At 39.1% G+C, this 21,632-nt stretch carries 22 protein-coding genes and 1 riboswitch; of the genes, 13 read left to right on the plus strand and 9 right to left on the minus strand.

From position 1 onward, the window contains the following. The first annotated feature begins 188 nt into the window (after positions 1-188). The gene (locus tag J2S11_RS18570; RefSeq protein ID WP_307397137.1) at positions 189-1,652 is read left to right on the plus strand and encodes an IS1182 family transposase; all 1,464 of its coding nucleotides are present in this window, start codon (positions 189-191) and stop codon (positions 1,650-1,652) included. A 134-nt stretch (positions 1,653-1,786) separates the two neighbouring features. On the opposite strand, the gene J2S11_RS18575 is transcribed toward J2S11_RS18570, so the two are convergent. From J2S11_RS18575 to J2S11_RS18585, 3 genes are all read right to left on the minus strand, one after another. Then, the gene (locus J2S11_RS18575; RefSeq protein ID WP_307397139.1) at positions 1,787-2,290 is read right to left on the minus strand and encodes a DUF5412 family protein; all 504 of its coding nucleotides are present in this window, start codon (positions 2,288-2,290) and stop codon (positions 1,787-1,789) included. 208 nt (positions 2,291-2,498) lie between these two features. Further along, the gene (locus J2S11_RS18580) at positions 2,499-3,167 is read right to left on the minus strand and encodes a hypothetical protein (RefSeq protein ID WP_307397141.1); all 669 of its coding nucleotides are present in this window, start codon (positions 3,165-3,167) and stop codon (positions 2,499-2,501) included. 53 nt (positions 3,168-3,220) lie between these two features. Then, positions 3,221-3,661, minus strand: a complete 441-nt coding sequence (locus J2S11_RS18585; RefSeq protein WP_307397143.1) for a hypothetical protein — start codon at positions 3,659-3,661, stop codon at positions 3,221-3,223. A 335-nt stretch (positions 3,662-3,996) separates the two neighbouring features. Between J2S11_RS18585 and J2S11_RS18590 the strand changes: the two genes are divergently transcribed. Both J2S11_RS18590 and J2S11_RS18595 read left to right on the plus strand, forming a co-directional pair. After that, a complete protein-coding gene (locus J2S11_RS18590; RefSeq protein WP_307397297.1) occupies positions 3,997-4,479 on the plus strand; it encodes a stalk domain-containing protein in 483 nt (160 codons plus the stop codon). A gap of 110 nt (positions 4,480-4,589) precedes the next feature. Continuing rightward, entirely contained in the window at positions 4,590-4,910 is a 321-nt protein-coding gene (locus tag J2S11_RS18595) for a hypothetical protein (protein ID WP_307397145.1), read from the plus strand. Between the two features lie 57 nt (positions 4,911-4,967). On the opposite strand, the gene J2S11_RS18600 is transcribed toward J2S11_RS18595, so the two are convergent. From J2S11_RS18600 to metE, 3 genes are all read right to left on the minus strand, one after another. Continuing rightward, the gene (locus J2S11_RS18600; protein ID WP_307397147.1) at positions 4,968-5,321 is read right to left on the minus strand and encodes a YkgJ family cysteine cluster protein; all 354 of its coding nucleotides are present in this window, start codon (positions 5,319-5,321) and stop codon (positions 4,968-4,970) included. 341 nt (positions 5,322-5,662) lie between these two features. Continuing rightward, complete coding sequence (locus tag J2S11_RS18605; protein WP_307397149.1) at positions 5,663-6,142, minus strand: acyl-CoA thioesterase; 480 nt, start codon at positions 6,140-6,142, stop codon at positions 5,663-5,665. A 20-nt stretch (positions 6,143-6,162) separates the two neighbouring features. Next, positions 6,163-8,451 carry a 5-methyltetrahydropteroyltriglutamate--homocysteine S-methyltransferase gene (gene metE, locus J2S11_RS18610; protein WP_307397151.1) on the minus strand — a complete coding sequence of 763 codons (2,289 nt, stop codon included), beginning with the start codon at positions 8,449-8,451 and terminating at the stop codon, positions 6,163-6,165. 153 nt (positions 8,452-8,604) lie between these two features. Next, a riboswitch (cobalamin riboswitch) is annotated at positions 8,605-8,795 on the minus strand. A 158-nt stretch (positions 8,796-8,953) separates the two neighbouring features. Between metE and J2S11_RS18615 the strand changes: the two genes are divergently transcribed. Continuing rightward, positions 8,954-9,379 (plus strand): DUF3221 domain-containing protein, encoded by a 426-nt coding sequence (locus J2S11_RS18615; protein ID WP_307397153.1) that lies wholly within the window; start codon positions 8,954-8,956, stop codon positions 9,377-9,379. Positions 9,380-9,576: 197 nt separating this feature from the next. On the opposite strand, the gene lexA is transcribed toward J2S11_RS18615, so the two are convergent. After that, positions 9,577-10,206, minus strand: a complete 630-nt coding sequence (lexA, locus tag J2S11_RS18620) for a transcriptional repressor LexA (RefSeq protein ID WP_307397155.1) — start codon at positions 10,204-10,206, stop codon at positions 9,577-9,579. A 208-nt stretch (positions 10,207-10,414) separates the two neighbouring features. Between lexA and yneA the strand changes: the two genes are divergently transcribed. From yneA to J2S11_RS18655, 7 genes are all read left to right on the plus strand, one after another. After that, on the plus strand, positions 10,415-10,705 hold the full coding sequence (gene yneA, locus J2S11_RS18625; protein ID WP_307397157.1) for a cell division suppressor protein YneA: 291 nt from the start codon (positions 10,415-10,417) through the stop codon (positions 10,703-10,705). A gap of 111 nt (positions 10,706-10,816) precedes the next feature. Beyond that, positions 10,817-11,050: a DUF896 domain-containing protein gene (locus J2S11_RS18630; protein WP_307397159.1), complete on the plus strand. Its 234-nt coding sequence runs from the start codon at positions 10,817-10,819 to the stop codon at positions 11,048-11,050. A 365-nt stretch (positions 11,051-11,415) separates the two neighbouring features. Next, entirely contained in the window at positions 11,416-13,020 is a 1,605-nt protein-coding gene (locus J2S11_RS18635) for an N-acetylmuramoyl-L-alanine amidase family protein (protein WP_307397161.1), read from the plus strand. A 279-nt stretch (positions 13,021-13,299) separates the two neighbouring features. Continuing rightward, positions 13,300-13,827 carry an NADPH-dependent FMN reductase gene (locus J2S11_RS18640; RefSeq protein WP_307397163.1) on the plus strand — a complete coding sequence of 176 codons (528 nt, stop codon included), beginning with the start codon at positions 13,300-13,302 and terminating at the stop codon, positions 13,825-13,827. Positions 13,828-13,970: 143 nt separating this feature from the next. Continuing rightward, entirely contained in the window at positions 13,971-14,417 is a 447-nt protein-coding gene (locus J2S11_RS18645; RefSeq protein ID WP_307397166.1) for an RrF2 family transcriptional regulator, read from the plus strand. Between the two features lie 117 nt (positions 14,418-14,534). Continuing rightward, the gene (locus J2S11_RS18650; protein WP_307397168.1) at positions 14,535-15,968 is read left to right on the plus strand and encodes an MDR family MFS transporter; all 1,434 of its coding nucleotides are present in this window, start codon (positions 14,535-14,537) and stop codon (positions 15,966-15,968) included. A 22-nt stretch (positions 15,969-15,990) separates the two neighbouring features. Then, positions 15,991-16,404: a hypothetical protein gene (locus tag J2S11_RS18655; RefSeq protein WP_307397170.1), complete on the plus strand. Its 414-nt coding sequence runs from the start codon at positions 15,991-15,993 to the stop codon at positions 16,402-16,404. A gap of 309 nt (positions 16,405-16,713) precedes the next feature. Here J2S11_RS18655 and uppP read toward each other — a convergent pair whose 3' ends face one another. Continuing rightward, positions 16,714-17,520 (minus strand): undecaprenyl-diphosphatase UppP, encoded by an 807-nt coding sequence (uppP, locus tag J2S11_RS18660; protein WP_307397171.1) that lies wholly within the window; start codon positions 17,518-17,520, stop codon positions 16,714-16,716. Positions 17,521-17,872: 352 nt separating this feature from the next. Between uppP and J2S11_RS18665 the strand changes: the two genes are divergently transcribed. Then, positions 17,873-18,787, plus strand: coding sequence for an aldo/keto reductase (locus tag J2S11_RS18665; protein ID WP_307397174.1), 915 nt, complete (start codon positions 17,873-17,875; stop codon positions 18,785-18,787). A 149-nt stretch (positions 18,788-18,936) separates the two neighbouring features. Here the strand turns inward: J2S11_RS18665 and J2S11_RS18670 are convergent, their stop codons facing one another. Further along, positions 18,937-19,731: a class I SAM-dependent methyltransferase gene (locus J2S11_RS18670; RefSeq protein ID WP_307397176.1), complete on the minus strand. Its 795-nt coding sequence runs from the start codon at positions 19,729-19,731 to the stop codon at positions 18,937-18,939. A 547-nt stretch (positions 19,732-20,278) separates the two neighbouring features. Between J2S11_RS18670 and J2S11_RS18675 the strand changes: the two genes are divergently transcribed. After that, positions 20,279-21,619, plus strand: a complete 1,341-nt coding sequence (locus J2S11_RS18675; protein WP_307397178.1) for a cytochrome ubiquinol oxidase subunit I — start codon at positions 20,279-20,281, stop codon at positions 21,617-21,619. Positions 21,620-21,632: the final 13 nt, after the last annotated feature.

A 21,632-nucleotide genomic window follows, 5' to 3' on the forward strand; every position in this document is an offset into this window, starting at 1 on the left:
TGGCAGAAGTAAACTAAAGAAATTAGCATTGTAGGTAATTACGCAAGCCAAAGAAAGAAGAACATCGGAAAGCCGTATGAGGGAAAACTTCACGTGAGTCTGTCTAACAATTATTAAACAAATTCTGTTTTTAGGCATGAAAATGGATGATCTCTGTCGAAGCTCTGTATCTAAGGAGATGAGCAAATATGCCATTTATCGAAGGTGAAGATAGATATCAAATTCATTTATTGCCAAATACATTGGACGAATATGTAGAAGAAGAAAATCCTGTTCGAGTTATCGATGCTTACGTCGATAGCTTGATCTTGGAAGAATTGGGGTTTCAGATCTACTCAGGCTCTAAAGCGGGGCAAAAACCTTACCGACGGGAAGAGCTTCTCAAACTCTATCTTTACTGTTATATGAACGGTATCCGTTCCTCTCGCAAAATGGAAACCGAAACAAAAAGAAATATTGAATTGATGTGGCTCATTGGTAAGCTTCAACCGGACCACGGTACTTTATCTGCTTTCATGAAGAATAACCAGCCAGCCATAAAAAAGCTGTTTAAAGAATTCACGTTACTATTAAAAGGGTTCGGGTTCATCAATGGTCAACTTGTCGCCATTGACGGCACAAAAATAAAAGCAAACAACGCCAAGAAGAAACATTATAACGAAAATATTATCAACAAGAAACTAGAGCATATCGATGAAAAAATCGATGCCTATCTGCATGACTTTTTAATGGAGGACAATCGTCAAAAAAAGCAGGAAATCACTGAAAAGCTAGAGATCTATCAAGAGAGAGTCCACGAACTGGAGATCATGAAACAAAAACTCAAGGAAACAGGTAAACACCAGCTCTGTGTTACCGACCCAGATGCCAAATCAATGAAAAACAACGGGAAGCATGAAGTTTGTTTTAATGTTCAAACTGCCGTAGACAGCAAGTATAAATTGATTGTGGACTGCGATACGGTCAATGATGTCAACGATCAGGGGCAGTTGTCCAATATGGCAAAGAAAACAAAGCAAGTTTTCCGTAATCAAAAAATCAAAATTCTAGCCGATACCGGCTATTATAATTACCTTGAGATTATCGATGTAGTCGACAAAAGCACGGAGCTCTTAATTAAGCCGCAAAGGGGAAAGCAAAGCAAAGTGGCAAGCGGATTTGATAAAGAAAACTTTGAATATGATGCCATGAGCGATACATATATTTGCCCATTGGGTTATAAATTACCTTTCAAATGGAAGGGAAAACAAGATGGAAAAGAGTACAGGCGGTACACATGTGAAGCCTTTGATATCTGTGGGCAAAAGGATCTCTGCACATCTGCCAAAGGCGGAAGGTCGGTAACCAGACTTAAAGATGAAGAACTGATCGAACAAATTGCCGAAAATACACGTAGCCAAAGTCATATTTATAAGCAAAGAGGGTCAATCGTTGAGCACCCTTTCGGAACCATAAAGCGTCACTGGGGCTATACACACTTTTTAACACGAGGGCTGGCATCAGTAGGCACTGAGACCAACCTAATTTGTCTTGCCTACAATCTCAAGAGAATAATAAAAATAAAGGGAGTGAATGAGCTCATACGTCTCTTCAGAGACTCAGCTCGTTCGAAATCTAATATGCATGACGTTTATTTGAGAAAAATTGCATAAACCCACGTTTTAAAGCTGCTCAGCATTCAGTTGTTAGACAGTCTGACGTACGGTTTGATGAGGAGGAGCTGGAATGAGTAAAGGCGACCTCACGGTCGCCAAGAAAATTTCAGTTCTTTACTCTACCACCTAATCTAGTAGTACGAGCTTTGCTTGGGCAATACACTTGGCTTTATTTGTTCTTTTCTATAATCATATGTATCTTTTTCAATATTTAACGTTTCCCTTCCGATAACGACAGTATCGCTGCTTATCCATTCAACATAAGGAGAGTAGTCATAATAGTTATAGTAGATAGTTTTACTTTTTCCCGTGTTTATGTTTAAAACTTCTGCTCTAGCTGATTTCCTAGAATTTAAATGATAGGTTGTTATTTCGTGTAAGCCATCAGGAGAAGGAACACTTTGATTTATAACGCCTTCTGGAAGATACTCTAAGTTGTTGTAGAGATTATAATAGTGGAAAGATGTAAATAATAAGCAACTTAGCAAGATGAACGAGCATTTAAATGGAAAGCCAATGTTTCTTTTAAATGTATATATGGTAATTTTAATAAGAAATAGTAGGAATACAATAACTGTTATAACTAAGAATACTGCTCCTAAAATCACTAGAATTGAAAATAATGTATTGTTCATGAAAGTAATCCTCCATAAAATGCTAGGGCGAGCTTTTATTCTTTTACATAATACCAGATTTTTATAATAAACAATATCTTTCGATTGTGCACTAACAAAAAACTATTAAAACAAAAAATCTCTTGATTAATCAAGAGATTTTAATGAAAGTTTGTTTATTACAATCAATTATTGTCAGGTAGACTTACTGTAGAATGATTAAAGCCGCTTAGCCTTCAAGAAAATCCGGGTAAATAACTGTATCATAAACTTCTCCAGTTTCTTCGTCCACAAGATCAAATGTCACTTTATTGTTTTCAGGGCTGACACCGTCAAAGACTTGGTACATCATCGCTGACATTCCTAATCCAAGTACAGCAAATCCGTCAAAACTATTTTCATAAGCCTCTTTTTCAACGGTTAGTGTAAATTCAGTGAATGAACTGTTGTGATCAATTTCTTTAACAGACTGGAATGTACTAGGTACTTCCGCAATGCTTGCTGCTATATCGACTTGCATTTGTTTCATGATCTCCTGATGCTGAGCTTTTGGTATGGTATATGTAAGCGAGCCATTATCATTTAAAGTAATATCAGTAGCGCCATCTTCTTCAGCGTCAGCCATAATTAAATCCATGTCCTGCCCTTCAAAAAAGAAAGCAGGCAAGGTAATTTCTACATTAAATAACCCTTTATCTACTTCAATCGATTCTTCTTCAGTTGATTCATTAGCCACTTCATCTAGTGCTTCAGCAGACTCTTCTCCCTCTATAGCTTCCCCTTCGCTATTGTCAGTAATCCCTTGTGGTTCAGTACTAGATTCTTCATTGTTACCGCAGGCTACTAATACGCAACCCATTAGAAAAATAAAAGCAAATGTTAGTAAGGACTTTTTCATTCATTTTCCTCCATATTCTCTGTTATATTAAATATTTATACATTGACTTCTGACTACTTTTTACGATTATTTTTTTGTTTCTGCTTACTTACACCCTCTACAGCTTTTACTTCCTTTGAAGCATTACGCATCTTAATGAAATGATACGCGATCCCTCCAAGCAAAATGACAAGGATCAGGGGATTGCTTAAAGAGAAGCCTGCTGTCGATTCACCACCAACTAATGGAAAGACGAACAGTAATAATAAGATGTAGGAAAGGAGGAACAGGTTATCTCTATGCGCTTTTTTCGGGTTGGCCTTTTTTTCCTCACCAATTTTACTCTCTTTAAAAAGACTAATGATGTAAAGGATAATTCCACCAAATAATAGGATTAGCATAATCCAATTGACGACCTGGGGTGACAGACCAAATAAGGCTTCCATAAATGAAAATTGATCATTAACGATCAATATAGTTAGAACAGCACACATAATGAGGATTGATCTACTCATTTTTTCACCTCCTGAAGGCTTCAAGCTAAATTTTGCATACTGGTTAATCTTAACACAAAAAGGGATCAAAGTAATTGATGAGTTTATTAAAGCTATGAGCGTAATTTATAAAAATTTATAAGCGATAAGGATTAGGAAAATGTCGCTGTTTATTGTCATAATCTATCATTTATAGCCAATATATGAGCTTATATTTGGTTCTTATTGACTACACACAGTTCTAGTTAACCCTACGAAAATTGTGAATAGTAGCTTAATTAATTCATCTGACTTACCGTTAAGAGAGCTAGCCGCAAAAACATTTACTAAAAGGAGATGAGCTGAGAGTGAAAAAAATGTTGATAGGATTGGTTGCAGGGCTGTTAATTGGAAGTGTTGGGACGGCTGCAGCGAATAATACAGCGGTACAAGCTATTTTTAGTAGCTTTACGTTACAGGTTGAAGGCGTTGAATTACCGATAGAGCCTTTGGTCCATGAGGGTTCTACATATTTACCAGTAAGACAGGTGGCGGGGATGCTAGGCTTTGATGTATCCTATACGTCTGCTACAAGAACAATTGGCTTAGCTAGAAATGATCAAAGTATTAATGCTGCTGCTGAGGAAGTAAGGGGAGCCGTTGAAACATTGACAGGAGAAGAAATTATTAACCTGGTCAGAACGCTTTATCCTGATTTATTTCAAGAAGGAAATGTTGTTATTGATGAAAATGGATTATTACAGATTGGTGATGTAAAAATTCAGCTTGAAGCGGACGAGAATGGAGAGTACAGTATAGATCCACTTTTAGAGTCAGGCGTTCTTTCTAACCAAGAGTGAATCATGATTAAGATATTACTATTGCATGCCTCCCTTTAGGGAGGATTTTTGTTCAGAAATCGTTCAGCAGAGCTTGTTACAATTTTCTATAAAAATAAGGAGGATATGGAATGTGCCGCTGGACGATAGCTTGCTTTTTAAAACTAGTGGGTTGGATTGTAGGGTTAACGGGTTCTGGTTCAGCTTTAACAGCCATTTTTCTGTTTAGACATGGAGGTGGGGCAGTCTATCATTATTTTGCAAATCAGCCTTCTATTTTCTATAGCTACGCTATTATCTTCTTAGTAGGTGGAATGATGACAGGTACTCTATTAATTTGTATAGGTGCTCTAGTACAAGGTCATTCTCAGACCAGTGCTCTCCTATATAGTTTAGATTCAGAATTTGATATTGAATCGAAGCTTGATTTTATTACTCATAGAGAGTCTTGAAGGAGAGGAGTAAGAATACTCATACAATGAAAGAATATTCATACAATGAAGGCATATTTACCTTTTCATATCCTTCCATGTAAAATCTATCGATAGAGTTCCTACATATTCTTGTTGAGTAGATGAATTCATATTTTTAGTTGCTAACTCTGGCTTGCGAAAGCAAACTAGCTCTTGATAGTAGCCGAACATACGACATATGTTTGGCCTTACTGTATGAATGCCACACCGATCATGATCTAAATCATAAAATATACACGTCCCATAAAAACGTTGCTGGTTCTCTAATTGTGAGCGTAACTTTAGTGGCATGGATTTAATCTTCTTTTTAATTCTTCTTAGCTCGCTTTCGGTGACCGGAACAGGTCCGCAGCACAATCCTTTACAACCCTTACAAGGTAATTCTTCCATAGTATCTTCTCCTAATCTGTTCATAATAAAAAAAGCCTCGCATGGAAGCGAGGCTTTAAATCACAAGAATTGGTATGATGTATTGTTTATGTTATGACTAGAAATGACTAGTAGCAATATATAGTAGTTAACAAGCAGTATCATACATTCTGTAACAAAAATGCATTTGGGGCAATCAGTTATTTCATTTGCCAACAGAAATTTTACTTACTTATTACATATTATAACATACTTTCGGACAGAGAATTAATAGCATCCTATAATAATTAAGATATTTATAGATATGCTGAATAGTAGCTTTATGGTGTTTCTTGGTCATCCTTCATATTAAGAGGAATCTATTAGATGGCTTCTTGTTTGCGTTTCCTCCTAAGCTCATATCTTTTCTTTGCCTGCTCGTGCTGCTTTATTTCCTCTTCTGTTTCAGGAATAACCTGTGGGACTGCTGTTGGCTTACCTTCTTCGTCCAAAGCAATCATGGTTAGATACGCTCTAGAAGTAACTCTCTTTTCACCTGTTAATAGATTCTCAGCTTCTACCTTAATATATATTTCCATAGAGGTGCGATGTGTCCAGGTCACATAGGCTTCTAAATTGATTGCCTCACCCGTTTTAATGGGTGCTAGGAAATCAAAGGAATCACTAGAAACGGTAACGACCGGCTTACGGCAATGCCTCATAGCGGCAATGCAGGCAATTTTATCGACATAGGCCATGACCTTTCCGCCAAATACGGTATGATGATGATTGGTGTCTGGAGGAAAAATAAGATCTGTTAAAAGAGTCCTAGATTCATGTACGGGCTTTGCTTTAAGAGTCATGTTCATCCTCCATTGTCTAACTAGGATTTCTGTTGAAGTAGCTGCTGTCGAACAGCTTGTGTTGCTACAACCATATTTTTCAAGGATGGAATGGTTTCATCTACTCCTCTAGTTTTTAGCCCACAATCAGGGTTGATCCAGAATTGTGAAGGGTTTAAGACGTCCAATGCTCGTTGAATCATTTTGGACATTTCATCTACTTCAGGAATACGGGGGCTGTGGATGTCATAGACTCCTAGACCAATTCCTTTGTCATAGATATTTTGTTCAAAGGCAGCGATAAGCTCTCCATGGCTTCGAGACGTTTCAATAGAGATAACATCGGCATCAAGCTCACTAATCACATGAATGAAATCATGGAATTCACAATAGCACATATGGGTATGAATTTGCGTGCTGTCTGCCACGGAGGAAGTGGTTAAGCGAAACGCTGTAACAGCCCAGCTCAGATACTCATTCCAATCTGCCTTCTTCAAAGGCAATCCTTCACGCAAGGCGGGTTCATCCACCTGGATCATGTTAATTCCTGCATCCTCAAGTGCTTTTACTTCCTGCTGCAAGGCAAGGGCAATTTGGTAGGCAACCTGCTTTCTTGAAATATCGTCGCGAATAAATGACCAATTCAGGATGGTGACAGGTCCCGTTAGCATTCCTTTAACTGGTTTCTGAGTTAGTGACTTAGCAAATACACTTTCTTTAACGGTCATAGGCTCAAGGAATTCAACATCAGCGTAGACAATGGGTGGTCTCACACAACGCGAACCATAGGACTGTACCCAGCCATATTTAGTAAAGACAAAGCCACCTAGCTTTTCACCAAAAAACTCAACCATATCTGTACGCTCAAACTCTCCGTGAACGAGTACGTCAAGCCCTATATCTTCTTGAATGTTAATCCATTCCTTTATTTTATCTTCGATATACTCTTCGTATTGCTTCTCGGACCACTCAAATTTTCTGAACTTCTGGCGTGCCTGGCGCACCTCAGCTGATTGAGGGAAGCTACCTATTGTTGTTGTTGGAAGAAGAGGAAGGTCCCAAGTTTTCTGTTGAATTTCTTTTCGTTCGTTGAACGAGCTATGTCTCCCGATATGATCCTCCTGTATGCTCTGAACGGCTTCATGCACCTTTGTACGAGCTCTAGTGGGGGAATGGAGTAATAGCTGCTGGGCTTCTTCATGCTCTGTAAATTCCTTTTTCGTTGCTTCTGCCCCTAGTGTGTGTCGTTTGCTCAGCAGGACGATTTCATCTAGTTTTTCATCAGCGAACGCTAGTGCACTTCTAATTTCATAGGCTAAATGAGATTCCTTTTGGGCGCTTACAGGAACATGTAGCAGGCTACAGGATGGCTGGAGCCAAATTCGATCTGCTTCTACAATCTGTAAAAGCTCTTCAATCAGCTCCCATTTCTTAGACAAAGTAGTGCGCCAAACATTTCTTCCATCAATGAGACCGACAGCCAGGACTTTGTCTTCTGGAAAGCCAGAGATGTGTAACTGCGTAAGGTTCTGTTCTACACCGTGTACAAAATCTAACCCTATTCCTTGTACAGGCAGGTTCAGCCAATCTGACTCAGGCACGATGGAATCAAAGTAGGTTTGTAGCATAATGTTAAGCTGTGGTGCGGCTGTATGAAGTCTTTCAAAGATGCTGAAAAGAAGCTCTTTTTCTGACTTTGTACAAGCAGTAACTAGAGCTGGCTCATCGATTTGAACCCATTCAACTCCTTCTTTCTGTAGCTCTTTTACAATTTGCTCATAGAGAGGGAGAAAGGATAGAATGGTTTGTGCTAGATCCTTTTTCTCATAGCCTTTAGATAATTTTACAAATGTATATGGACCAATAAGTACTGGCTTACTTTTAATGCCAAGCTTCTCTTTAGCTTCTTTATACGCTGTCAGTGGCTTGTTCTCGGTTAGGTGTGGGGTAACGTCGTCAAGCTCTGGAACGATGTAATGGTAGTTTGTATTAAACCACTTTGTCATTTCGCAGGCTACAGCGTTTTGCTCTCCCCTGGCCATAGCAAAGTAAGTGGATAGAGGAACACGTCCACCCGAATAAGAAAAGCGCTTAGGGACAAGACCGAACATAACGGCCATATCTAGCATATGATCATAGAACGTAAAGTCGTTTACTGGAATGATGTCAATCCCTTTTTCCTTTTGCTTTTGAAGATGGTGTAATCGAAGCTGTGTTGTTTGCTCATAAAATTCTTCTTCTGTTAGCTTTCCAGCCCAAAATGTCTCTAATGTTTTTTTCCACTCGCGATTCTCTCCAATACGCGGATATCCAAGGTTACTGCATTTCATCGCTTCATCTCCATTCCATTATTAACTAAAAAGGCACAAAAAAGGCATCTCCAACGTTCATAAAGATAGTTAGAGACACCAAAGAATAAGGGTATAGATTACCCATGCTTATTAATCGAGTCCTAACACCTCCCTATCTCCCGTAGGTTAAAAACAGTGCTGTCGAAACAGGCAGGTCTCCTGACTTAAGATTCAACATTAGCTCACGCCTTCCCAATCATAGGTGATCAGTGGCTTACCTTGAGCTAACTCATCCTTCACAGTGGCGGGACCGTACCGGAATTGCACCGGGCTTCCCTTTTAATCCTTGATTCAATCAAGGAACCTGTTTCCACTTATTCAAATGTTCTTCCTTCACCAAAACGCCATGACAAAGCGTTCATAGTTAAGAGGAGGGTATCACTTCTACTAAGTTATGTCAAGATTATGAATTAGTTAAACATTTTAAGGATTTATTACGTCTATAATAGAGTACAAGAAACTTGAGATGGGGTGGATTAGAGTGACGAAGAAAATAACAACAAAAATGAAGGTAGAGTCAAAGCCATTATATTATCTATTACTTCTAGGTCTAACAATAGTTCTTTTAGCTGGATGTGGAACGGATGGCATGTCGACAGGCGAGGGGGGCTCTTTAGATGATACACCTTACTTTGAGGGAATGATTTATTCAATTGCCGAGGGCGGAAATTCTATCTTAGTTATTCAAGGTATCGAACATGCAGATATTCCTCAATCCGAATGGCAGGGAAAAGAAGCGATTAGTTTTTCTTTTGATGAAGCTGTTACATTTTACGACAAGGAGGGGAATGAGATAACCAAGGATAGACTTATTAAAGGGCAGATGGTTAGAGTTTATCATACGGGTACCTTGGCTGAGTCGTATCCGATGCAAGGCAGGGCCATTGCTGTTCAGATTGTAGACTAAGGAAAAAGTGTACTTTAAAATGTAAGATATGTTGTAATAATATGTTGTGATTTTAGGATGAAATCACAACCACTTAGATTGAACAATAAACAACAAGAAAAGCCCGTACTCCACAAGTTGGAGTAACGGGCTTTAAATATGCTCGAAGTAATATCTAGTTCATGTAACATAGCTAGCATAATAATCTAACTCAAGTATTAATGTAGGGTGCGAAATACTCCTACTACTTTTCCAAGAATGGATACGTCTCGAAGAATGATAGGTTCAAGAGATGAATTTTCAGGCTGTAGTCTGAAGTAATCCTTTTCTTTAAAGAAGCGTTTAATTGTAGCTTCTCCTTCATCCGTCATGGCTACGACAATATCTCCGTTATTCGCTACGTTCTGCTGCTTCACAATGACATAATCTCTATCATAGATACCTGCTTCAATCATACTGTCACCTTGTACGGAAAGCATGTAGATGTGCTCGGAATCATGTGCAAAGCGCTCTGGAAGAGGGAAATATTCATCCACGTTCTCAATAGCGGTGATAGGTTGTCCAGCTGTAACTTTACCTATAACAGGGACGCGAACAAACGGTGTGCTTTGAATTTCCTCGCTACGGATAAACTCATCATCAAGGATTTCAATGGCTCTTGGCTTAGTTGGATCTCGGCGTATTAAGCCTTTCTTCTCTAAACGTGCTAAATGCCCGTGTACAGTGGAGCTAGAAGCTAGTCCTACGGCTTCACCAATTTCTCTTACTGAAGGTGGATATCCTTTGTCTTTTACTTCGCTTTTAATAAATTCTAGGATGGCACGTTGTCGGTTCGATAATGTTTTCATTCCAATCACCTCAATATTAATTACCAAATTCTACTTATAAGCATTATAACACAGAACAAAAATAAGAACAAACATAAGTTCGAAAAAATAGTTGACGAGAATATCTGTTCTGTTTATAATAAAAACGAACAAACGTTTTGGAAACAAATGTTTGACTCCAGGTGAACAATTTTAATGAAAGACCACTATATATGATGAGGTGAAGGAAATGTCAATGCTTAAATTGTTAAAGGATTATTCTTATGTGATCGTGTTTGTTATCATCTTGTTTATTGTTTTCTATACCATGACTTCTGTTCTAGCTACTGCGGGGGATGCTGAAGAGTCGTCTGTCATTATTGAGCATGGTGATACTCTTTGGAAGATTGCTACTGAGCACCACAAGAGTATGGGACTATCGGTACAAGAGTATGTTAGGCTAATCCAAAAGCTGAATGGACTGGATTCGGTTGTGATTTACCCTGGTCAAGAATTAGCGATAATGATTGGCTATAAGTGATGTATGCTTCCCTAAGTGGAAAGCAGTGAGCATATTTTGCCCAAGCTGAACGAAACATGCTATAATACGGATACATGAACTGAACTATATTTCGTATTGTGAGGGATTGTTTTGCTTTCAACGGAGAAGATTCAACGGATTAATGAGCTTGCCAAAAAGGATAAAGAATCAGGTTTGACTAATGCAGAGAAAGAGGAGCAGAAGGAGCTGCGAGCGGAATATCTTAAGACGTTACGTTCCTCTTTAAAGTCAGACCTAATGAATGTAACGATCGTAGATCCGAATGGGGACGATGTAACCCCACAGAAGCTAAAGAATGAGCAAGCAAAGCGCAAGAAGCATTAAATAAATAGGTTGACCTTTAAAGGAAGTCAGTTATCAAAAACTGGCTTTTTTTGTTTTTATTTGTATGTCTAAAGAGGCTCGGATTGTCCCTGACCAATTAACGAAAAAAATTTTAGCACCAACTTTCCTTTTATACTTAGGGCTTAGAAAGATAGGGGGAAATGTTCACATTTTTTTGGACAACTTTTTCAGACACAGTTCGTCAAAATAGGTATAAAATCTTTAATAATAAAGGTTTTTTCAAGTTATTTCAAATAATAAAATGGAGGGAGGCTGGTACATCAAGAGTTTAGGAACCCGATCAATCATAAAGCCATGTCACAATAGTCAACATATTGGAATTAATGTATGGAGAGGGGAACAGCATGAAGAAAAAGGCCAGTCTTTTTTTCTTTTTTTTACTTGCCTCACTATTAGTAGTAGGTACATATTCTGAGGTAGGTGTAAGCGCAAATCAGGCGATTAAATTAATCGTTGAAGGAAAGCAGCAAAGCCCTGATGTTCCTCCAGAATTAAAGGACAACCGTACGTTTGTCCCAATTCGTTTTGTAGCAGAAGCTATGGGAGCTCAGGTTAATTGGAATAAGTCAGCTTTACAGGTAGAGATTAAACGAGATCAAGCAACGATCCATTTAAACCTTAACTCAAGAACGGTTACGGTGAATGGACAAGCTCATCAAATTGATACTCATCCATACATGTCCAAATCCCGTACAATGGTTCCTGTACGATTTGTTAGTGAATTTCTTGGATTAGATGTCGGTTGGCAAGCCAAAGAAAAGACGGTTGTGATTTCAAAACCGATGACGCTTTCTATTAATGGACAAGCTTTTACAGGAGTATATCGTCCGGTCCAGCTTAATAATAGCGTATATGTTCCAATCGTAGAAATGGCTAAGAGATTAAACGTAGGTGTTAGGCAACAAAATGGACAGTATATATTCTCGTACGCAAGTCCATCAGGAAACCAAGGAACGGTATCAAATCAAATAGCAGCAAGTGAAATTCAGATGGTTGATGATATAGCGATGGCAAACAGAAATCACATCGAGACGTTACTAGGAGCAGAGGTGACATCCTCTCATCAAGACCATATTGAAGTGACTAAGGAAGTTTCATATCTTGAGCTATCTGATATTTCGTTAGAGAACGGGAAGTACATCATTACAGCGCCGGGCTTAGATCGGTCCAGCCTTGATTATTTCTTTTTAGCAGACCCGAATCGTTTGGTAGTAGATATTCCATTTACACAAATCGGTGAGGCATTAAAAACGACGGGTACACTACCACTTGCTCATGATGTGGTAGATCAAGTACGTATTTCACAGTTCAGTTCTTCACCAATGACCATTCGCTTAGTGTTCGATTTAAATAAGAGAGCTAATGTAGATATCCAAAAGGTTGGCGACACACTTGAGTTTACGTTGACTCATAAAAAGCCTTTAATATATCTTGACCCAGGTCATGGAGCCCACGACCCTGGTGCAGGTGGAGCAAATACTAGAGAAAAGGATGTTGTTCTTGCCGTCTCTAATAAATTGTTCGCTTTACTGGAGGCAGATCAAGATATCGATGTACAAGCTACGCGTAAAACAGACGTCTTTTTAAGCTTAACAGAGCGTACAGACTTAGCAAACAAAGCAGGAGCAGATATGTTCCTTTCTATTCATGCTAACGCAGCGACTAGCTCTTCAGCTCATGGAACAGAAACTTTTGTTCATGTAAACGCGGATCGTACGTTTGGTAGTATTGTTCACAAACATTTAGTAAAGGCTACGGGGCTAAGAGATCGTGGCCTGAAGGAAGCAAACTTTAGTGTACTGAGAAATTCGAAAATGCCCGCTGCTTTAATTGAAATTGCTTTTATTAGCAATCCTCAAGAGGAGAAGCTACTAAAGGATCCAGCCTTCCAAGATAAAGTAGCAAAGGCATTGTATGATGCTGTAAGGGAGTATGAGTTTGGAAAGTAAGCTGAAGTGAATACTTTTTGGTTTTAGAAGCAAATTGAATCCTGCTTATAAACCAACTTTTCTCAAGAGAATTAGCACAGAAGTGAGGTAAAACCTCCATTTTCTGTTGCTAATTCTCTTTTATTGGGCAAAGTAATGTGTGAGTGCGAACTACGCTGATTCTACTAATTAAAGTCTAAAAACGTATGTAGTGGTAAAAAGTAAGTTTAATAGGTTATAGTTGAAGAACAAGCGTAATAATGAGGGAGTATGGTAACTTTTATAAAGTAGGTGGTAAAAATGGGAACAAACAAAGTTATTGTCGGTCTATCGGGTAGTATTCGTGATCAATCATCAACTAAAAAATCACTGAACAGTCTCAGGAGATATATATCGGAGGAGATTGAATATATCATTTACGATGGTCTTCAAAAGCTCCCACATTTTAATCCAGAATTAGATAACGAAGAAGCTCCTGCGGAGGTTCAAGTTTATAGAGCCTTATTAGACAGAGCAGATGGTGTAATTATTTGTACACCAGAATATATTAAAGGAGTACCTGGTGTGTTAAAAAATGCACTAGAATGGCTAGTTTCTTCAGCCACACTATACCAAAAGCCTGTTGCCGTTATTACTGCATCAGGCGGAGGAGAACATGCTCATCAAGCATTACTATTAAATTTAAGTATGCTTGAGGCTAGTGTAGAACACACTCTTTTAATTTCTGGTGCAAATAATAAACTTACTGAGGATGGAGAGTACGCCAATGATGAAGTCGTACAATCTCTCAAGGAATTGGTTGCAGGCATAACGCTTCAAAACAATTGAAAAGGTCTGCACCACTGAGGAAATATTTGAAGTAATAGCCATGATTATGTAAAAGAGGCTTTTGAGCGCTAAAGTAGCGCCAGCAAACGGTAGCTGTTAAAATAGATTTACTCTTAAAAGAATTTTCGGTGAGGTGAAGGGACTTGATAACTGAAAAATATACACCAACTGCAACACCTAAGTGGCTGGGCTATGCCCTTCAATCGCTTGTTTTTATGTCTGGGCAACAAAAGGAGCATTGTGCCAGCAGTGAGATCGCTGAAAATGTGTGCAGTGAGGCTACGTTAACTCGTCGAGTTCTTTCCCGCTTGGTCAAGGCGGGGATTGTGGAGGCAAGAGAAGGACGTGATGGGGGATACGCTCTTAGTAGAAAACCAGAGGATATCTCCTTTGCCGATGTATACAAAGCTATTCAGATGGTAGAACCCCTGTACACAGGTTTGCTTGATACAACAAAAGGGGGGCCTTTTGAAACAGAAACGCGGGATATGTTTACTGAGGTAATAAATGAATCTGAGCGGCAGTTAATTTTAGTATTAGAACGTCATACAATTGCAGATTTGATCCAAAAAATTAATCAAGAAAAATAAAAAAAAACTGTGATTGACATAAGCATAGTTATCGCATATACTGTGATTTGAAAAGCCATATTTTTTTGTTTTTAACTGTGGTTTTTAAAATCATATTTTTGAAAGGAGAATTTTAGTTTGACCGACGAACAACCCTTTACTATTCGCTCGATCATGGCTCCCTTAATTGCAGTTGTTGTAGGTATGATTATGGTTATTTTGGACAGTACGATTGTCAATGTTGCTTTTCCAAAATTCCAACAAGAGTTTAATAGCTCCTTGTCTGTGGTACAGTGGACGTTTACTGGCTACACACTAGCTTTATCAGCTGTTATTCCCCTTGCAGGCTGGATGACAGACAAATTCGGAACGAAACGAGTTTTTCTAACTACGATTGTTCTATTTACGCTCGGCTCAGTATTATGCGCAATGGCACAGACGATTGAACAATTGATTATTTTTCGCATTATTCAGGGGCTTGGTGGAGGAATGGTAGCTCCGATCGGCATGGCTATCATCTATCGGCTGGCGCCTCCCCATAAGGTCGGAGCGGTAATGGGTGTGCTAGGCGTTCCTATCCTCATTGCTCCTGCGTTAGGTCCAGTGCTGTCCGGTTGGATAATCGATTATGTATCGTGGCATTGGATATTTCTTATCAATTTACCCATTGGTATCATAGCCATAGCTATTGGAATAAGATATTTGCCAGTATTTCCGCAGGGGGAGGCACCGAGATTAGATTTTCTTGGTATGCTCCTAGCTCCGCTCGCTTTTTCCATGCTAGCTTTCGGTGTAAATGAAGGAGCTGTAGATTGGACATCTACAAGGACAATTATTGCTATAACTATTGGAATAGCGACATTAATCGGTTTGATAGTTACTGAGCTTAGACACAAACAGCCTTTGCTTGAATTACGTGTGTTCCGCTCCTCGGATTTTAGAAGGGGCATCCTGTTACTATGGCTTGTGCAAATTACCTTGTTTGGTATTATGGTTCTTTTTCCGGTGTATCTTCAGACCGTTCGGGGGTACTCTCCTCTTGATACGGGATTAATAATGCTTGTTCAAGCGGTTGGCTCAATCATTTTCACACCCATTGGAGGGCGATTTTTTGATAAGGTTGGAGCTCGTCCATTAGCTTTGATTGGTTTGACGATCATATCGGGTGCACTTTTCTGGCTAACACAGGTCTCACTAGACACACAATTGTTACTGCTTCTATTACCCTTGTTTATGATTGGCTCAGGTATGGGATTAATTATGATGGCGCTTAATACACATGTTCTTAATTCCGCTCCACGCCATCTAGTTGGTAGGGTAACTTCACTTACTACGGCTGCACAGCATGTTGTAACATCATTTGCTGTTGCAGGTCTTACAGGTTTTCTTGCTTTAAGAACGAATGGACTAACCGAAAACGTGGAGGTGGAAAGCATTGCCGTAGCTTACAGCGACACATTTTTGTTGACAGCTATCCTATCAGCTGTTGGTGTCGTGCTTAGTCTTTTGCTGCGAAAGCCGAAAATGGATCCGAATCATTCAGTCTCAGGAACCGAATCAACAATAAATTAATTTGAGAAGGGAGTTGCTTGTCATGGAGACAGCGACACAACAACAAAAAGTAAGTGCTATTTCAGTAAAGAAAACGCTCATAGCTGGTTCGCTAGCGGGCATTATATCAGTTATCGTATCCAATTTACTGGCGTGGGGGATTATGAGCGCTAATGATTATCAGTTTGAAATGTTAAATGGATTTTCGATTACGCTATCAGCATTTTTCGTTAATTTGATCGGCGCTTTTATATTTCGGTTCATACAAAAGAAATCAAAGAGAGCCATCATGTATTATGCTATCCTCAGTGTAGTTATGGCGATACTGATGAGTATCAACACATCTACCAATCCAATGGAGCCGAATATCGCAGCTGTGGCTAATCCATTGCATTATCTGGTAGCAATATTATCACTTGTTCTCATTCCCCTGTTTATGAAAAGAGGGCAAAGCTAAGTTTTAACCGAAGATAACCGATGTACATATCATAATCATTAAAATAGTCATGGTAAATCAGTATCAAAATCAGCCACGGATTTCCGCCAGAAGAATAAAAAAATGATGTAGAGAATACTGTATCTGTGAGGACAAAGTAAAAAGCATCTGCCCATTATAAAAGGCAGATGCTTTTTTATTACAGTTAAGAATTTATAAAATTTGATACAATGATTTCTTCAAGTTTTATAAATTCTGGCTGCATGTAAAAGCTTTCTCTAATGATGGACTAGACAACCTCTTCGAGAGGGCTTTGATAGGAAGCTTTTCTTATAGATAGATCAACACAAATCCCGCTAAAAGGAAGCAGTAGATGGCAAAGTAGAAGAGTTTGCTTTTTTCAAGAAATTTAATCAGCCAGACGATACCAATCAGTGAAAAGATAAAGGAAGCAATAAAACCAATCGCTAAGCTTCCTACTCCTGTTTGTTCCACTAAGGCTCCAGAAATATTTCTCATTTCCAGAATACTAGAACCTAGGATGACGGGGATAGCTAATAAAAAGGAAAAACGAACGGCTGTTTTTCGATCTAAGCCTGTTAATAGTCCGGCGACTAATGTAGAACCTGAGCGAGATATACCAGGGATGATGGCTAGAGATTGAGCTAAAGCCACAACTAATGTGTCCTTCCAGGTCATCGTGCCCGGTGTTTTTTGTCCAATTTTCTTAAAGCGTTCAATAAAAATTAATAGGATACCTGTCAGAGTTAAAGAGGCTGCTATAATAGCAGGACTTTTAAGGGATTCATCAAGTAAATCTTTTAATAAAATTCCCAAAACCCCGGTTATCATTGTAGCGACAATAATATATAATCCGAATCTAAAATGAACTTTGTTCTCTTCTGTTTTTTGGGATAAATAGCCAAAAAATCCTTTAATCACATTTACAAGATCTTTTCTAAAGTAAATGATGACGGCTAAGACTGATGCTAGATGCAGGAACACTTCAAGTGTGAGCCCTTCAAATGTGAGTCCAAGTAAATGCTCTGTGATGATAATGTGTGCAGAACTAGAAATCGGTAAGGCTTCTGTCAGGCCTTGTACAATCCCTAGAATCAGCGCCTCTAATAGTGACATAATTAACTCCTTCCATAGCAGTTCTAGCTTTGTTTGACAATCCTGTCTTGTTTTTTTCTGTCTTTCTCCTATGTATGCAGCTTGTCCTTTTAACAAATGGAGCAAGACAAGAATGACCTAATTTTATCATAAATGATTTGGTGTTGATAGATTATTTTTGTTATGACGTAATGATATTGCTTCCTCATTTGAGGTATACTGAAATTATTATGTAAGGAAAGGTAAGCAAGGTAAGTTTTGTTTAAAGCATTTTTGGTTAAATAACATTTAAAGGCTTTTATTGGGTAATAAAAGTTCAATAGTAGAATGATAGAAAGTCAATATTTCTATAGATATAGAGAGGAGATTTGACATGAAAAAAAATCAGCTTGGAAACAGTGACTTGTACGTAAGTGAAATTGGATTGGGTTGTATGTCATTTTCTCAAGAGCAGGAGCAGAAAGCTCATTATATGATTGATTTTGCTTTGGACCAGGGAGTTAACTTTTTGGACACAGCAGATTTGTATGAGTTTGGTGGAAATGAGGAGATGGTAGGCAAGGCTATTAAAGGTAAAAGAAGTCAGGTTATCCTTGGAACAAAGGTAGGGAACCGTTGGAAAGAGGATCAGGAAGGCTGGGATTGGGATCCAAGTAAAGCGTATATCAAGGAACAGGTTAAAAATAGCTTAAAAAGACTCCAAACAGATTATATCGACTTGTACCAGCTTCATGGAGGGACGCTTGAAGACCCAACGGAAGAAACAAGTGAAGCGTTTGAGGAGCTGAAAAAGGAAGGGTATATCCGCTACTATGGAATATCCTCAATTAGACCAAATGTGATTCGCAGGTTCGTGGAGCAATCCAGTATTGTAAGTGTCATGTCTCAATACAGTATACTGGATCGAAGACCAGAGGAAGAGACTTTACCCCTGCTTTCCAATAAACAGTTATCGTTAATAGCTAGAGGTCCACTTGCAAAAGGACTCTTATCTAACCAATGGCTTACTAAGCTGAAAGAGAATGGATACTTAGACTATAAACAGGACGAGCTACGCTCGATATTAGAATTGCTACAGGAAAGGCTAGGTGGTGTTGCTACTTTTGCGCAGGTAGCCTTACGCTACGCCTTACATGATCCAACTGTTGCTACTGTTATTCCAGGGGCAAGTAGGATGGAGCAGTTAGAAGAAATTTTAGCTACAGCACATGTACCAGATCTAAGCCATGAGGTTATTAGAGAAATTAAATCACTCACAAAAGAAAACGTCTACTCAGCCCATCGTTAGGAGCTAGTAGACGTTGTGGTTAACTGACCGCATTAATAGTGCAACACCGTACGCAGGGAGCTGAGGTACGGTGTTTTTTTGCATAAAACTTGCCAATTGATCAAATTATTTTGGGGACATGTGGCTGGTGGCTGGCAGGTTAAAAGTTCTTACAGTAATTTCTCAGCAGTAAGAATAAAGGATTTCGGAATACCTTGATCAAAAACGTCAGAGGATTGGTTCGGTAGCTCATCTAATCTCTGGATATGTAAGCCCTGCTGAGCCACTGCCGTTACGATTTCACCAAGTGTCCAGTTCCGCAGATAAACTTTATCTGTTTGTTCAGTGTCAGAATCCGTGGAAGAAAATTTGGAGAAGGCAATTTCTTTTTCCTCTAAAGCTGTATCAAAATAATTTCCTGTTACCTTATGCTTTCTGATCTTAGCTGTTGTTCCTTTAGAGCTAATCAGCTTGGTTGTAATTGGATGAAAGTCCTGTAGAACTAGTAATCCACCTTTTCGAAGTAGCTTTTTTACCACCTCGAATAAGGGAGATAGATCCGTGAAGTAGTGTAGGATGCCAAACTCCATCAAAACAATGTCGTAATCTCCAGACAACTCTTCAGAGGGTAGGTGTAACACATCTGATACAATATATCTGAGCGTCACCCCCACTTCCGCAGCTAATTCCTTAGCGTAACGCTCATTTTCCTTTGAAAAATCTGCTACCGTAACATGAGCACCTAGTAGAGCTAAAGCAACAGCCTTGTTTCCATTAGAGCCTAAAAGGTTGATTATCTTTTTATTTTTTACGTTTTCCCCCATGTATGGATAGAGGGAGCCAATCCTTGTAAGAGGATCCTTTTTTATTTTTATGGCTGCTTGTTCAGGAGTGCCAAAGCGTTGTAGCCATGCTTCATAGGCTCCTGTGTTCCAAGCTTGTTTATTGTGTTTGTTTGTGTCCATAGTCCCTCCGTTGTTTCATTAACGTCTTCCATCGTCATTTTATTTATGAGCCGTGAGTATCTGAATGTATCAATATATAAAATGTATGATTAATGAATCTCTTGTAATAGAATCATTTGTTATTCAATGGATAACTCTTTGTCCATCTTACTACATCTAGGCTCTAGATTTCCAATAGATTTGGACAGAGCAGGGGATAGGTACTTATTCAATGGGTAGAAGGTTATGCGAAGCACGGTATTAAATATTTTTTTGCAATGACATCCGTCACAGGTTCGTCATGGTTCTGTCACCCCTTTTTCACGAATATAGCTCTTTTGAGCGTTTATTAAAGGTCTATTTCCTTTACAATAGGGGTATAGGATTCAGAAGTAAGGCAGGGTATTGTCATTAATTGTTCACTTCTTCACAAACTCATGACTAAGTTGAGTTTTTGGTTGAGAAGGGAATGTAGTAATTAGTTATAACAAAAGAAGCTATTAACTAAAGTAGTATATGTATTATTGATGTTAACTATTGCACATGCATAGGGAGAGGTGAAGGAAGTATGTTTGAGTATGATGCGGTCTTATACAGTAGAATTCTTACGTATCTTACATTAGGTTTCCACGCTATTTTTGCCACAATTGGTGTGGGGATTCCTGTCATGATTGCGTTAGCTGAATGGATGGGGATCAAACGCAATGATCCACATTACCTGCTGCTTGCAAGAAGATGGGCAAGAGGCTTTGTTATTACAGTAGCGATTGGTGTTGTGACAGGGACTGCTATTGGATTACAGCTTAGCTTACTATGGCCAAGCTTTATGCAGCTTGCAGGGAATGTCATTGGTCTTCCTTTATTTTTGGAGACATTTGCTTTCTTCTTTGAAGCGATTTTCTTAGGGATTTATTTATATACCTGGGATCGCTTTAAAACACCGATTCGTCACTTTCTACTAGTTATTCCTGTTGTAATTGGAGCATCAGCGTCTGGGTTCTTTATTAGCACGGTGAATGCTTTTATGAACACCCCACAAGGCTTTATTTTTGAGGATGGTGCTCTGACGAATATCCAGCCTTTAGCTGCGATGTTTAATCCTGCGACACCAACAAAAATTGCGCATGTGTTATCGTCTGCCTATCTGACGTCAGCTTTCATTTTAGCCGCTATTGCTGCCTTTGCTATCTTGAAGGGACGCAAGCATGTTTATTATAAAAAGGCCTTAAAGCTTACTATGGTAGCTGCTCTTATCTTTGCCATTTCTACAGCATTAATTGGAGACTTGTCAGGGAAGTTTCTAGCCAAGTACCAGCCGGAAAAGCTAGCTGCGGCGGAGTGGCATTTTGAAACGACCACTGAGGCGCCTCTTGTGATAGGTGGATTTTTAACAGAGGATAATGAAATTAAGTATGCCTTAGAAATTCCCTACGCATTAAGTATCCTGGCCCATGGCTCACCGACTGCAGAGGTGATAGGACTTGAGGAATTTCCGGAGGAAGAGCTTCCCCCTCTTTGGGTTCATTATTTCTTTGATCTCATGGTGATGTTCGGGATCTATCTGATGATCGTTTCATTGATCTACGTGATCTTTACTCGCTTCAAAAAGTGGAATGAGCATGCTCGTCCCTTGCTTTGGGCAATTGTTGCAGGAGGACCATTCGCAATGCTGGCGATAGAGTTTGGTTGGTTATTTGCCGAACAGGGAAGACAGCCGTGGATTCTTGTAGGTTATATGACGACAGCTGAAGGAGCTACAACGTCAGCTCATGTTGATATTATGCTGTACTTATTCTTAGCTCTTTACACTGTACTTGCTGTTACCTGTATTGTCATTTTACGCAAAATGTTCCGTAACCATACGGCTGAGGAAGAGATAAAGGAGAGAGGCTTAGATAAACTGCAATAAGGAAGGAGGGGAT

Origin of the sequence: Bacillus horti (genome assembly GCF_030813115.1) — a bacterium.
Classification (GTDB): Bacteria; Bacillota; Bacilli; order Caldalkalibacillales; family JCM-10596; genus Bacillus_CH; species Bacillus_CH horti.